Origin of the sequence: Tardiphaga sp. 862_B3_N4_1 (assembly GCF_051811085.1) — a bacterium.
In the GTDB taxonomy this organism is placed as follows: Bacteria; Pseudomonadota; Alphaproteobacteria; order Rhizobiales; family Xanthobacteraceae; genus Tardiphaga; species Tardiphaga robiniae.
On the sequence record NZ_JBPWQB010000001.1, the window covers coordinates 3,297,362 to 3,311,847 of the forward strand.

At 59.8% G+C, this 14,486-nt stretch carries 9 protein-coding genes; 2 read left to right on the top strand and 7 right to left on the bottom strand.

The features are described 5' to 3' along the window. Positions 1-28 precede the first annotated feature (28 nt). Positions 29-1,051 carry an LLM class flavin-dependent oxidoreductase gene (locus tag AB8B02_RS15820; protein WP_439064387.1) on the bottom strand — a complete coding sequence of 341 codons (1,023 nt, stop codon included), beginning with the start codon at positions 1,049-1,051 and terminating at the stop codon, positions 29-31. Positions 1,052-1,322: 271 nt separating this feature from the next. Between AB8B02_RS15820 and AB8B02_RS15825 the strand changes: the two genes are divergently transcribed. Then, a complete protein-coding gene (locus AB8B02_RS15825) occupies positions 1,323-3,323 on the top strand; it encodes a phospholipase D-like domain-containing protein (RefSeq protein ID WP_439064388.1) in 2,001 nt (666 codons plus the stop codon). A 33-nt stretch (positions 3,324-3,356) separates the two neighbouring features. Here AB8B02_RS15825 and AB8B02_RS15830 read toward each other — a convergent pair whose 3' ends face one another. After that, positions 3,357-4,421, bottom strand: a complete 1,065-nt coding sequence (locus tag AB8B02_RS15830) for an alpha/beta fold hydrolase (RefSeq protein ID WP_439064389.1) — start codon at positions 4,419-4,421, stop codon at positions 3,357-3,359. A 218-nt stretch (positions 4,422-4,639) separates the two neighbouring features. Here AB8B02_RS15830 and AB8B02_RS15835 point away from each other — a divergent pair, with 218 nt between their 5' ends. Beyond that, entirely contained in the window at positions 4,640-5,305 is a 666-nt protein-coding gene (locus AB8B02_RS15835) for a hypothetical protein (RefSeq protein ID WP_439064390.1), read from the top strand. Between the two features lie 114 nt (positions 5,306-5,419). Here AB8B02_RS15835 and AB8B02_RS15840 read toward each other — a convergent pair whose 3' ends face one another. The 5 genes from AB8B02_RS15840 to AB8B02_RS15860 form a co-directional block, all read right to left on the bottom strand. Next, complete coding sequence (locus AB8B02_RS15840; RefSeq protein ID WP_439064391.1) at positions 5,420-9,988, bottom strand: NACHT domain-containing protein; 4,569 nt, start codon at positions 9,986-9,988, stop codon at positions 5,420-5,422. Positions 9,989-10,369: 381 nt separating this feature from the next. Then, complete coding sequence (cynS, locus tag AB8B02_RS15845; protein WP_092146678.1) at positions 10,370-10,858, bottom strand: cyanase; 489 nt, start codon at positions 10,856-10,858, stop codon at positions 10,370-10,372. A 39-nt stretch (positions 10,859-10,897) separates the two neighbouring features. Further along, positions 10,898-11,785, bottom strand: coding sequence for an ABC transporter ATP-binding protein (locus AB8B02_RS15850; RefSeq protein ID WP_439064392.1), 888 nt, complete (start codon positions 11,783-11,785; stop codon positions 10,898-10,900). A gap of 201 nt (positions 11,786-11,986) precedes the next feature. Then, positions 11,987-12,826: a nitrate ABC transporter permease gene (gene ntrB / locus AB8B02_RS15855; protein WP_093756500.1), complete on the bottom strand. Its 840-nt coding sequence runs from the start codon at positions 12,824-12,826 to the stop codon at positions 11,987-11,989. A 205-nt stretch (positions 12,827-13,031) separates the two neighbouring features. Further along, positions 13,032-14,417 (bottom strand): CmpA/NrtA family ABC transporter substrate-binding protein, encoded by a 1,386-nt coding sequence (locus AB8B02_RS15860; RefSeq protein ID WP_093756501.1) that lies wholly within the window; start codon positions 14,415-14,417, stop codon positions 13,032-13,034. Between the last annotated feature and the right edge of the window lie 69 nt (positions 14,418-14,486).

Sequence of the window (14,486 nt, forward strand, 5' to 3'; positions counted from 1 at the left end):
CGCTTCGCGCGGGGGAGGGTAAGAAAGATCACCGCCAGCCCATGCCGGGCGCGACGTGTTTCAGGATCGCCTCGATCACATGGGCGTTGTAGTCGACGCCCAGCTGGTTCGGCACCGTCAGCAACAGCGTATCCGCCTCGGCAATCGCCTCGTCGCCCTTCAACTGCTTGATCAGTGCATCCGGCTCTGCTGCAAAGCTGCGGCCGAAGATGGCGCGCTCGGTGCCGTGCAGGTAGCCGACCTTGTCCTCGCCCTCATCGCCCCGGCCGAAATAAGCGCGGTCGCGGTCGTCCACCAGCGCGAAGATGCTGCGGCTCACTGACACGCGCGGGTCGCGCGTGTGCCCTGCCGCCTTCCAGGCGTCGCGATAGAGCCGGATCTGCTCGGCCTGCTGCACATGAAACGGCTTGCCACTCTCGTCGATCTTCAGCGTCGATGACTGCAGGTTCATGCCCTGCTTGGCCGCCCATTCCGCCGTCGCATTGGTGGAGGCGCCCCACCAGATGCGTTCGCGCAGGCCTTCGCTATGCGGCTCGAGCCGCAGCAGGCCCGGCGGGTTCGGAAACATCGGATTGGGATTCGGCTGCGCAAAGCCCTTGCCTTGAAGGACGTCGAGAAACACCTCGGTGTGCCGCCGCGCCATGTCGGCGTCGGTTTGGCCCTCGGGGGGCGCGTAGCCGAAGTAGCGGTAGCCGTCGATCACCTGCTCCGGCGAGCCTCTGGAAATGCCGAGCTGCAGCCGCCCGCTTGCGATGAGATCGGCGCTCCCGGCGTCCTCCGCCATATAGAGCGGGTTCTCGTAGCGCATGTCGATCACGGCGGTGCCGATCTCGATCTTCTTGGTGCGCGCGCCGACCGCGGCCAGCAGTGGAAACGGTGCGGCGAGCTGGCGCGCGAAATGATGCACCCGGAAATAGGCGCCGTCGGCGCCGAGTTCCTCGGCAGCAACGGCGAGATCGATGGACTGCAGCAGCGCATCGCCCGCCGAGCGCGTCTGCGACGAGGCCGACGGGGTCCAGTGGCCGAAGGAGAGAAAGCCGATGTTCTTCATGGGACGGATACTCAGGGTGGGTTTGCTGACCACCTATTTAGGCGTGAATGGGAGCAAGAAAAGGGAAACGATGGAAACGCATCGTTTCCAATGAGGCGACCATGTTCGCAGACTGCAGATCCGTGTCCACTTTCGCGCACCCGGCACGACGTCACACAGTCCCTCGCCCGCACCCCTTAAGCGTGCATCCTGTCACAAATCTTCTATAGGTTGACCAAAATACGGCGTTGGGCGAGCATCAGCGTCACATCGAAAACGGGGGGACAGGGCCATGCGCGTCACGACGTCTGCCGGAGCTTTCGAAGCGAGCGCGATCGCGGGCACGCGCGCCATCATGATCGCCCTCAATTGCGACGAGGCCGCGTGCAAGGGGCTGCTGGGATTTGCGTTCCAGCGCGCCAGGGGCGCCGGCAAGCCGGAATTCCTGCGATCGCTGAAGGTGTTCGAAGAGGTCGAGCCAGAGCCCGACACCGAGCACGGAGAGTATTTCACCGACAAATTTCCGATCCAGAGTTTCCTCTGGAGCGACTACACCGCGGAGCCCGGCACGACCTATCACTTCGAGGTCATCCCCGTATTTGGCGACCCGACCGCGCCCGAACTGCGCGACACCGAAAAGCTCGCCTTCACCGTCACGACGGAGAAGGAGGACGATGGTCAACACGGCATCTGGTTCAACCGCGGCGCCATCGCCAGCCAGGCCTATGCGCGCAAGTTCAAGAACCACAAGCCGACCGAAGCGGAGATGGACAACCCGAAGGACGAGCACACGGTCTGGCTCTCGCGCGGCCTGCTGGAGGCCTGCCTCGACTATATCGACACGACGAAGAAGAGCGAGGCGCTGCGCGCCTGTATTTACGAATTCACCTACGCCCCCATCATCGAAGCGTTGAAGACCAAGATCGATGACGGCTTCGATGTCCGGCTGATCGTGCATGACGACAAGAAGGGCAAGAACCGCAAGGCGATGAAGGCCGCCGGCCTCGACGTCAAGGCGAAGCACAATGGCGAGCCGGTCGTGATCTGGCGCACGCGGCCGCCGATCCCGCACAACAAGTTCATCATCAAGCTCGACGGCGACGCGCCGCAAGAAGTGTGGACCGGCTCGACCAACATCACGCCGTCCGGATTCCTCGGCCAGTCGAATGTCGGACACCTCGTCCATGACAGCGACGTCGCCGAACAATACCTGAAATACTGGACGATCCTGAGCGACAACCCGACCGGCAAGCCCGCGAAGGAAGGCGTCGCGGAGATCTCGCCCTACCCGCCCGCCCTCGTGAAAGAGGGATCACAGACCTGCATCTTCTCGCCGCGCCAGACGGCGTCGATGCTGAACTGGTATGCCGACCGGATGAGCGACGCCACCTCGTCGATCATGTTCACGGCGGCCTTCAACGTCGCCGCCGATTTCATCGAGCCGCTGGCGCGCGACCGCGACTTCCTGCGCTTCGTGCTCAAGGAGAAGCCGCCCACCGCCGACGAGCGCAAGGCGCTCAAGGGCGACCGCGACCTGCAGATCTCGTTCGGCGCCGTGCTGGGCGCCGAGTTCAAGGTGGTCGACGGCAAGCTGGTCGCCAAGCGCAAGGTGAAGGAGTTTCCGCTCGACCGCTGGTTTCTCAAGGAGGAGCTCACCCGCGACGAAGGCAATATCTTCTTCGTCCACACGAAATATCTGCTGATCGATCCCTTGAGCGACGATCCCCTGATCTGCACAGGTTCGGCGAATTTCTCGGAGGGATCGCTGACCACCAATGACGAAAACATGATCCTGATCCGCGGCTCGACCCGCGTGGCCGACATCTACATGACCGAGTTCGACCGGCTGTTCCGGCATTTCTATTTCCGCGATGTCGCCAATGACGTCGCCAGCAAGCGCAAGAAAGGCGAGAAGCCGGAAAAGGTATTCCTCGATCCGGACGACCGATGGACGGAGAGCTATTTCAAGCCCGGCGGATTCAAGTCGCGGCGGCGCGAGATGTTCTTCACGATCCCGGCGTCCAACTGGACCGTCAATGCCGCAACCCACAGCGATGACGAACCGGTGCGTCCGCCGAAGAAGAAAAAGGCGGCGAAGGCTGTAGCGAAGAAGGCGAAGACGAAGACAGCCAAGAAGAAAACAACGAAGAAGACGGCAAAGGCTGCGTCAGCCAAAAAGGCAAAAGCCAAGACAACCAAAACCAAGAAGGTCGCGAAGGCGAAGGTCAAAAAAGCGAAAGCGAAGACCAAGAAGGCCAAGACCAAGAAGTCAAAAGCCAAGTCGAAACGTTGAGCGGGGCACCACGCCGGAGCCCCGCGCCCGGCGCTAGCTCAGCACGCCCGTGCCGTCGCGGGGCGCGCCGCCGCGGGTAGCGGCGGCCTTGATGCCCCAGTCGGCCATGAATTTCGGCCGCGGTCTGTCCTGCAGCATCAGCGCGCCGCCGACCACCGCGCGTGTCGGGATTGCATCGCGGTCGATGGCGCCTTCGAGGGTCATCGCGAGGTCGCGCGCGAAGACGCGGTTGCCGATATGCCAGGAATGGGTGAAGTCGCCGAAGAAGGTGCTCTTCTTCGGATCGAGTGTGGTGAAATAGTCCCCGCAATTGACATTGGTGGCTTTCGAATGCGCGTCCGCCGGCAGGCCGACGCGGCCCGCGCGCGGCGCCACGCCAAGCCGCTTGGCATTGGAGGCCGCCAGCACGCTGTCATAGGGGTTTGAATAGTTGGTCAGGCGCAGGATGCGCTTGAACATCGGCCCCGACCAGGAATCATTCACCGACAGGCTCGACGACGCCACGTCGCCGGCGATGAAGGCGACCTGGCTGACGCGCCAGTTGCTCTTGAACAGCGCGCCGTCCTTCTCCGCCTGCACGAAGGCTTCCATGGCCACATAGGCGCCGGTGGAATGGCCGAGCAGATGCACATTGGTGACGCAGTCCTTTTCCTGCCCCTGCGCCAGCACGGTGATGCAATCGCTCACCAGCTTCACCGCCACTTCGGCGCCCTTGGAGCGATCCTGCCAATAGGCCAGCGTCTCGTTGTCGCTCGGCCAGTCGAAGCCGATGACGAGGCCCTTCCAGCCCTCGGCCTTGAGATCCTTCGCGAGTTGGCGCTGGCGCTTCATGATGATGTCGAGATCGTTGTTGTAGCCGTGGATGAAGACGAGGATGTCGCCGGCCACGCTGATCGAATTCTGGTTGGGATCGCCGTCGGCAATGTCGCGCACCTCCTTCACCCATTTGGCGAGATCGGTCTTGCTGGACGTCGCCATCGCCGGCGTCGGGATCGCCACATTGGTCGGCACCCGCAGATAGCGGATGGTGCCGACATTCTCGTTGAACGCAGCGCCCGAGATGCCGCGCGCGGTGATCAGATAATCGACACCTGCCATGAAATCCCCCTGCCGTTCCCGCCGGGTTTCCTCCGCATCGCGCCGCCCCCTCTTTGTGAGCCAGGCACGATCGACGTGTGCCAGCCTATCGCGCAATCACAGGTGCAGCCAAGTGACCGGATGCGCGCCTCCTACGAAATCGGCGACGACGGACGGCGATGCACGGGACGTCGCACGCCCGCTTGCGCAATTCCGCGCCTAGGTATATATTCTTTGGCATGACCCATCCTTTCTTCGGCCCCATCATCCGCCTTCGCGTCACGCCCGATGAGCCCGAGGCGCCGGATGCCTTTGTGGGCGGCCCGCACGTGCGCGGCTCAAGGCGGCCGCATGGGGATGCCAAATGCGCGCAGGTGCGCCGCCTGATCGAGACGACGGTGCTGACCTATGGCGAGATCGCGAAGCAAACCGGCGTCGGCCGCGCCTCGATCTGCCGCTGGACCCGCGACGGCGGCTGGAAGCGCCCGCTCTTCGCCCCGCGCGCCACCGACACGGTGCCTTCCGCCCGCGCCTCGCAGAAACTCAAATTGCGAAAACTCGCCGAGCGGCTCCACGCGCTGGCGGAGCGCGCCGTGCGCGAGCTGGAAGCGCAGCCCGATGTCGATATCGATCGTCTGATGCAGGCGCTGCAGGTGCTGAAGATGGCGCGGCTGGAGGCGATGGGCCGCCGGCGCCCGCGCCGCCACATCGACATGCCCGCGCGCACCGGCCGCGAGATGATGGCGCGCGACGCTGCGATCCGCACCGCGCTGAAGGAGATGCGCCGCGGCGGCGTCGATGTGACACAGATTCCGGACGACGCGATGGCGCTGCTCGAAGCGGCACATACGCCGCCGGAGCGTGATCACCCGGCGCTGCGACCAAGGGGCAGCAGGCGATATTAGCGTGCCACAACAGCGGAGTAGCTCAGCATAATCCGCCGTTGTGCTCGAGGTCGGGTGCGCCCCGTTAAGGAAAGCGGAAAGTGTTAAATAGCTACGCGCGGGTTGGGCGCACCACTATCTCTTCCCTGCACTTTTCGACTTCCGTTTCTTGACCGCAGCTTGTTTCTTATTTGCGGGGTTGTTCTTGGCCGTAGGGCGCTTCTTGGCCACGGGACGTTTCTTGACCGCAGAGCTTTTCTTTGCCGTAGAACCTTTACTGACGGTCGGATGCTTTGCGTTGCTCTTTGGAACCTTCCGCTTCGATGAAATTCGCTTTTTCGCTCTGCGCTCGGTTGATTCCGGCTTTATTCGCCTCATCCTTGCCTCTCGTTCGGTCAAGAGGCGCGGTCGCAAGTCCAATCCTTTAACCAAAAGGCACGCGCTTCCCCCAAGCTCAAACGACAATCGACTAGCTTCTAAGTCCAACATTTCAATGAGCTGCGAGAAATCAAGTCGCTTGGCCGTATCGGGATGGCTCCAAGTCTTATTGGACTTAATAGTGATAACAAGGCAACCCGCGCGGCACTCGTCGGCAGCCATATACTTCATTAACAACTGGTCTTTGATCGTCGCGCGTAACTCTGCTGCTGACCGCGGCTTTTCACCAATCTTAAGCTCAATTGTCCCCTGCTGTCCGGATCGCGTTGCCCGCATCCGGATATCTGTCTCCTTCTCATCAGCAGTCGCAGCCTCCTGATCAACAGTGTACAAATGATTCGAAGCGTTACGCAGCTCTCTAGCCAACTCCTTACGCATCACCCGCTCGTCGTGAATATTAGCCCAAGCTTCACGTGGCGACACATCTTGCAGCAGCAAATCTTCAATATCGTCCAATCGATCGCGCAAAACTGCAAACATGGCATCACGCGTCGATGGAGAAGCCTCACCGTAAGTATCGATAGCCACCACATCGACTTCGCTCAGCGCAACACCATCGACTTCTTCTGCTGCACCTTCGCGTGCAACAGCAACAGCACGATCCTTGAAGCTTTTGAAAAGCGGATCCGCAGCCATTTCGAGTTTGGCTGCCCAGCCTTCAGCGCCCTTGGTCGCTAGCAAAGCGCTGAGGAGCACGTCCCGCCCTCGCTCCGCATCATCTCTCTGGTCAGGTGAATAGGACCCTACGTGCTTAGCGTCCTCGGATCGCCGAACGTGCTGATAAGCAAGTCGCACCAATCGGAGCAATAACTTCGGCGTAAACTCAGGGCGCCGCAAATTGATCGTGAGGCCACCAACGTCACGACCAAACAACGTAGAAAACCACGCGACTCCCACCCCTCGCTTCGCTGGCTGTACCCCTTTTAGGGTTTCTTCCAACGCGATTACACCCGCCTCCGGCTTGAGCTGCATAAGTACCGGCAACCAAATTTTAGCTGACGGCCCTTGCAAATCGTTAGCAACCTCTTCGGAAGCCGCGGTCGCCAAGGCTCGTTGGAGATCTCCATTCTCCGATTGCATGAGTACAGCGATCGCCTGCCCGAGAAGATTAGCGCCCGTGTCACCATTGCCAACTTTATCAACGCGCGCTCTATCCAACCAGGCTTTTACTCGTGGCGAAAACAGCGATGCAACACGAGGGGAAGCATGACGGACATTTTGTAGCGATATTGAAGCGTTGCTGCTATCTTCCTCGTCCTGAAGCGAGAGACTGAGTTCAGCCCCCAAGACCTCGTCAACAGCCGCAGGATGCGATGCAACTAAAGCGTCCAACCAGGGTGGGAAGCCATTTAACTCGATTGGAGCATATCGTGCAGCCAAGCGCGCTTCCGCATCGGTAAGCTTCGTAGCCCACGCCGCGTCTTCTGACTCGGCGTAGATTGCCGCAAGGCCGAGCTGCCATTTAACTAAGAACGTGCTTTTATTTTCTGGTGCGCGCTCGCTTCGAAGAGTGGGCTTATCCTTGCGCCACATGCGCTGCAGTATTTCGCGGAGTCGATCAGCAGTTTCTTTACCGAATTGCTGTTCGATAAAGCGTCGATTCCATCCCGAGGCCCTGCTTTCACTCCCAGACCTCTCCATGGCTCGCCATAAATTCCACGCCGTATTGTTGGCGCGAGCCTTCGCGAAAACTGCTTCGGGATTGCTTGCCACCTCTTGCCAGAACTTCACCCAACTGACTCGTGCTTGAGCTTGCTGGTTCTCCTCTTTCTTCTTGCGCCTCGCACCCTGCTCTTCGAAACGTCGCAACTCAGCGTTTATAGGCGCCGGCTTCTGGCGATCTTTGACAATTGTGAGCAATGACTGACTATCCGCGACATGCGCCTTCAACACTTCAAACACTTTAGAGATATTATCTCCGGGCTCAATCAACTCGGTTATAGCTGCGTTGAGCATCATCTCTCGCTCGAGCAACGCGGAGTTCTTGTTGGATAGCCGTCGAATGACCCATGATCGATCCTTGCTCGTCAACCGAATGCCACCGTGGTGACTGAGATTGAACACACGGTTCCACGCGTCAGTGACAGGATGCAGCATCTGGAGAAAGGCGTCGTCTTCCCAAAATGCGGCCTCGCGCTGTTCGCTGGTCGCATCGGCCAGAAACCCACGCAAATCCTTAGTTGCTTGACTAGCTGAATCTCTATCCTCGACGAAGCGCAGGGCAATAACACTTGAACGAAACAGCTCCGGCGAAGCAACACCCTCTAAAAATTTCCTTACGCAAGATGCGACCAACGCCGCGACAAGATCGGGCCTGTTTGTCTGCGTATGCGGCCACTTGTCTTTGAGCCACTTGGCCCCGTCCTCGACAAGTGCTGTTAAGCCAATACGAAGTTCATCAAGCGCTGCAGGCAAAATTTTTCCGCCCGCAATTACCTGCGGCAGTCTCCAACTCAGATCACCGATTGTTTTCTTTGGCTCTTGCACATGAGGCAAGAGCTTACATAACTGAGCAACAGAGAGGTGTTTCGGGAAAAGACGCAGCGACGCGGATCGAGCGAGGCTCGGAGGCCATTTTCTCCTATGAGCGACGGATGCCGCAATCTTTGGAAGCCTTCCATCGTCCAGTGCAATCAAAGCGTCCAGCGCTTCAATTCTCTCCCGCTCCGACGCTTTTCCATCGACAATCACTTCATGAGCAATATTGGCACAATTAGCCAATTTTCCCGCTCCGATCAGCTCGAAGATAAGCTCCCGTACTTCGAAATTCTCAACACCTTTGGCCCATATGGAGTTGACTGTTTGAGATAGCTCCGTTGACGCAAAGCGATGAACTTGAATGGCTGGAACGCGCAGCCCGCGCCAACCACCTTTCCCAAAACGCTTTACGTACTCCTTCAGCACATCCGCGCGTTGTTGGGGTCGTAGCGATTGGGGATCGCCGTGATTGAGCAGAACCTCAGGTTCACGATGCATCGTCTCAACAAAGATCCCGTCATGCCAGATCGACAACCATGCAGCCACAGGTCGCATTGATGGACGCAAGACTTTGTCGCCCTGGATCGTCTCCGCAAAAAGAATACGCTTAATAGCCTTAATCGGCACGCGACGCTGCAGTAGCGCATCGAGCCTTCTTGCTGCCAAAAACTCAATTACAGATCGATGGTGAAAGCGCACCCGTCCATAGTTCGCGAACCCGAAGAGGGCACGCTCAAGAAGAGTATCACGCTCGTCTTGAGACCAGTTTGTGAGGATTTTACCTGCATCGAGCGCCGCCTCAGTTGACTCCAGCTTGTCAGACTCCGCGCTATAGCGAATAGTAAACTTCCGTGTTAGCAGCATCGCGAGCGCAAGCCGGGACGCACCTTCAAGAGCGCGTTCCGGCGATAGCTGAGCCTTCTCAAGTCGATCCGTTCGTGCCTTTAATTTGTTGACCGCATTCGTTGCTACTTGATCACCATGATTTCGGATACGCTGGTGATCTTTCCAATCTGAACACAGCTCAATCAGATCCTGAGGACGCTGCGCATATTCCCCCGCATCTCGCAGCTCTATATCCTGAAGAAGTGCGTCAGGGTCGGTGACTTTCTGAATCTCTGCAAACGCTCTAATTTGCTCTCGCGTGAGCGGCATCAATCCCACATTGCGCTTGAGCGCCGGTTGCCCAGGATTATCGGACCGAGTTTGCTTGCCGCTCATGGCCAAATCTGCAAACTCGTTCGCAGTGGCACTCGCCACTGCCGCAAGCGGTATTGGCAAGTGTCGTTCAATGAGCTGTTGATCGACCGGGATGGGGCGCGTGGTTATAACGATACGGGCGCGACCAAGATGCCCGGTCAGAGCCTTGCCTAGTCTCTTCAAGGCTTGTTCGAATGACTTCTGGCTGATCCTAAGTTCATCGATAGAATCGAGGAAGAACGTCGCGGTTTCGGATTGAGAGAGCAGCCAAGCGTCAAAGCGCACTTGCTCGTCTGCGGCTAGCATGTCGGCCACGTCCGTATCCGCAAGCACAGATAGCTCAAGAAAGAATGCGGGCTCGCCGTTTGCCCAAAGACGGTCGCGGCATGCACGGCATTCAAAAGTCTTGCCGACTCCGGCCTCAGAGACAATCAAGATGCGGCGGGCCGTCAGCAAGTCATCCCAAGTCGTGCCGTGGGATATCCCCAAGTGCGGAGCCAGTGAAGCAAAATCAATATTTGCCAAGTCCTTTTCGGACAAGTCGAGAAACGTTCGAGTGATACCGGTGGCGGACAACTTGGCAGTCATGGATTGCATGCTCAGTGCGATGTCTCAGCACCCCGACAGGCTAAATCCCGTTCGGTCGGACGACTCACGCACAAAAGCGTATCGGTATCGGGCCAAGAGTGTCGAGATTGCCCAGCATAAAACTGGCTGAAAGCCATAGCGCGTATGGTGATTTTGGAGCTGTATCCTCCATAACTACCTGAAAGAAAGCGTCTTTCGCACCTTCGGCGTCAAAATAACGCATAGGCTTTCAGGCATGTTGCGCCGATTACTCGCCCCATTTTGAGGAGCAGCGTGATGGCCGCTCCTCAGAGATTAGGTTAAACGTACCTCACGGCTTGAGGCGCGCTAGATGGCGCAGAGTACACTAGCGGCAGGCCGTGCTTATGGGGAGACTAATCCCTACCCTTCCTTGAACCCATATTCCGGCACGTTGCCCGTCGCGCCGTAATACTTGTACGGCAGGAACTTGCCGGACATCGTGATCTGCACGCGGTCGCCCTTGGGGTTAGCGATGCGCTGCATCACCATGTCGAAATCGATCGCCGACATGATGCCGTCGCCGAATTCCTCCTCGATCAGCGCCTTCCAGGCCGGGCCGTTCACCATCACCATCTCGTAGAAGCGATAGATCAGCGGATCCTGCGGCGGCATCTGCACGTTTTCGGCGCGCATCGGGATCTCGTTGAGCATCGCGGTCTCGCTCTTCGAGAGGCCGAACAGCTCGCCGGCATTGGCCGCCTGCGGCTTGGTCAGCTTCATGTTGCCGAGAATGGCGCCGACGATCAGCACTTCGCTGTAGCCGCCGATCTGCTCGCAGATATATTTCCAGGTCCATTCCTTCTCGCGCTTGATGTCGAGCAGCTTTTCGGTGAGGTCGGATCGCAGCATGATGGTTCTCCTTGGGTCGTGAGGTTTCGGTTGACGCGGCTAGCGCGTCGCGCTGTGAAGAGACGGCATCGTTGGCGCCTCGGGGAATGCGGGCCGGACCACCGGCACATGGCGCGGGTCGTGGTGCGGCGTGGTGGCGGTGAAGGTCTTGCTGCGCGTCACCAGGAAATCGATGATGTGGTTGCGCAGCGCGTAATAATGCGGGTGCTTGTGCAGATCGATGCGCGAGCGATCCCGCGGCAGCGGGTTCTCGACGATCTCCGCCAGCACGGCGCCGGGGCCGTTGGTCATCAGAAAAATCTTGTCGGCAAGATACATCGCCTCGTCGACGTCATGGGTGATCATGAAGGTGGTCTGGCCGGTCTCCAGCGTCACACGCCGCACCTCGTCCTGCAGCGTGCCGCGGGTCAGCGCGTCGAGCGCCGAGAACGGCTCGTCCATCAGCATGATCTTCGGCGTGATCGACAGCGCGCGCGCGATGCCGACGCGCTGCTTCATGCCGCCGGACAGTTCCGACGGCCGCTTGTGCTCCGAACCTGTGAGGCCGACCTTGTCGATATAGATCTGCGCATGGGCGCGGACTTTCGCCTTGTCCCACTTGCGCCATTTCGACGACACCGCATAGGCGATGTTGCCCATCACCGTGAGCCAAGGCAGCAGCGCGTGGCTCTGAAAGATCACCGCGCGGTCGAGACTGGTGCCGGAGATCGCCTGGCCGTCGACGATGACGGTGCCTTCGCTGGGGTCATCGAGCCCGGCGAGGATGTTGAGTACCGTCGTCTTGCCGCAGCCGGAATGGCCGATGATGCAGCCGAATTCGCCTGAGGGCATCGACAGCCAGAGGTCCTCGAAGATCGTCGTGCTGCCGCCCGCCGCCGCCGGATAGCGCTTGGCGATGCCTTCGATGGAGATGAATTTGGTGGTCATGACGATACTTTCAGCGACGCGCCACTCCTTCTCCCCGCTTGCGGGGAGAAGGTCGGGATGAGGGGGAGTCGCAGCGGGCTCGGAGCAAATGGAGAGCCCCCCTCACCCGCCCGGCTTCGCTGCGCTTCGCCCGGCGACCTCTCCCCGCAAGCGGGGAGAGGTAAGCAAGAAGCGCTCGTTAAGATTACAAATCGCATCGCATCACTCCGGAAACGTGACCATGCGGGTGAAGCGTGCCAATATCTGATCGAGCAACATGCCGACGATCCCGATCAGCAGGATCGCGATAATCACATTTGTGATCGATAAATTATTCCATTCGTTCCAGACGAAGTAACCAATCCCCGTCCCGCCGACCAACATTTCAGCCGCAACAATCACCAGCCACGCAATGCCGATGGAAATGCGCATGCCGGTGAGGATGGTTGGCGCGGCCGCAGGAAGAATGACGGTGAAGGCGCGGCGGAAGGTGCCGACTTCCAGCGTGCGCGCGACATTGATCCATTCCTTGCGCACGGCGGCGACGCCGAAGGCGGTGTTGAGCAGCATCGGCCACACCGAGCAGATGAAGATCACGAAGATCGCCGACAGGCTGGAGTCCTTGATGGTGTAGAGCGCGAGCGGCATCCAGGCCAGCGGCGAGATCGGCTTCAGCACCTGGATGAACGGATCGAGCGCCTTGTTCATCAGCGGCGACATGCCGATCAGGAAGCCGAGCGGAATCGCGACGATCACGGCGATGAGATAGCCGAGCCCGACGCGGCCGATCGAATAGGCGAGCTGGATGCCGAGGCCCTTGTCGTTCGGCCCGTTGTCATAGAACGGCCGCTTCAGGTGCTCCCAGAGTTTGGCGCCGACATCGAGCGGACCGGGCATCGCGGACTTGCCCGATGTCGCCGTGAGGCCCATCAGTTTTGCGTATTCCGGCGACATGGTGCCGACCGTTGCTGTCTGCCGCGTGGCGAGGTGCCACACGCCGATGAAGGCGAGAAAGATCGCGATGGACACGACGGCAGCGCGGAAGCGAAGGGATTGGATCATTGTGGTCCTTTCCTTCTCCCCGCTTGCGGGGAGAAGGTGGCGCGAGCTTGCGAAGCAAGTTCGCGACGGATGAGGGGGACTCTCCGCAAACTGCGGAGCGTGTGGAGAGTCCCCCTCACCCGACTTCCACGCGCTCCGCGCGTTACAGTCGACCTCTCCCCGCAGGCGGGGCGAGGTAAGGAAGCGGCGCTCGCGACAACCATTCTCACGTCGCCTTCCTGATCTTGAAGCTCGCCAGATACTCCTTCGGCTTCTCCGGATCGAAGGTCTTGCCCATCACCGCGAACGACTTGTAGCTCGTCGTCGGTGGCGTCAAACCCATCTCCTTCATCACCTTGGCGGTGTCGGTGGCGAGATAGATCTGTTCGGCGACGCCCTTGTAGTCGACATCACCCTTGATCTGGCCCCAGCGCTGCATCTGGGTCATCATCCACACCGCAAAGGACTGCCACGGGAACGGATCGAAATCGACGCGCTTGGCGTCGGTCTTGATGCCGCCGAGTCCGTCGGCATAGGTGCCGGTCAGCACCTGCTCCAGCACCACCGGCGGCGCGTTGAGATAGGCCGCGGGCGCGATGGCTTCCGCGATGGACTTGCGGTTCTCCGCCTTGGACGCATAGGCGGTGGCATCGACGATCGCACGCGTCAGCGCGGCGAAGGAATTCGGCGACGTGGTGATGAATTCCTTGGACGCTGCGAACGAACAGCACGGATGCCCGTCCCAGATTTCCTTCGACAGGATGTGCATGAAGCCGACGCCGTCATAGATCGCGCGCTGGCAGATATTGTCGGGCGCGAGGAAGCCGTCGATATTGTCGGCGCGGAGGTTCGCGACCATTTCCGGCGGCGGCACCGAGCGCAGCTGCACATCGGTATCGGGATCGATGCCGTGTTCGGCGAGATAGTAGCGCAAGAGATAGTTGTGCATCGAATAGTCGAACGGGATGGCGAGCTTGAAGCCTTTCCAGTCCTTCGGGTCACGCTTGTCCTTGTGCTTCATGGCCAGCGTGATGCCCTGGCCGTTGATGTTCTCGATCGCCGGCACGGTATAGGGGATCGGCTGCGAGCCGAGGCCGAGCGAGATCGCGATCGGCATCGGCGCCAGCATATGCGCGGCGTCATATTCCTTGTTGATGGTCTTGTCGCGGATGACGGCCCAGCCGGCGGTCTTCACCACTTCGACATTGAGCCCCTGCTTCTTATAGAAGCCGAGCGGATCGGCCATGATGATCGGCGTTGCACAAGTGATCGGAATGAAGCCGACCTTGAGATCGGTCTTTTCCAGTTTGCCCGCGCCCTGCGCGAACACTTCGGTCGCCGTCTTGATCGGGAAGAACTGCGACAGCGCCGCCAGCGCGCTGGACGCACCGACCGACTTCAGGAAGGCGCGGCGTGCGACCTCCTTCGGGAACACCGCGCGCATCACCGCCGAGGCGACGACGCCCTCGTAGCGTTTGTCCTCGGTCTCGGGAATGTCGCAGCGAAGCTGCAGCGTGGCCTCATGTTCGGACTGGCTGGCATGCTGGCCGCAGCTGCAGGCGCCAGCGCGCAAACGGCGGGCGGGATCGAACGGATTGTCGAATGTGGACATGTGACCTCCTCGGTGACGCTCCGGTCAATTACGCAAGGAGTGTGCCATCCCCGCTCCCGCCGGAATGTC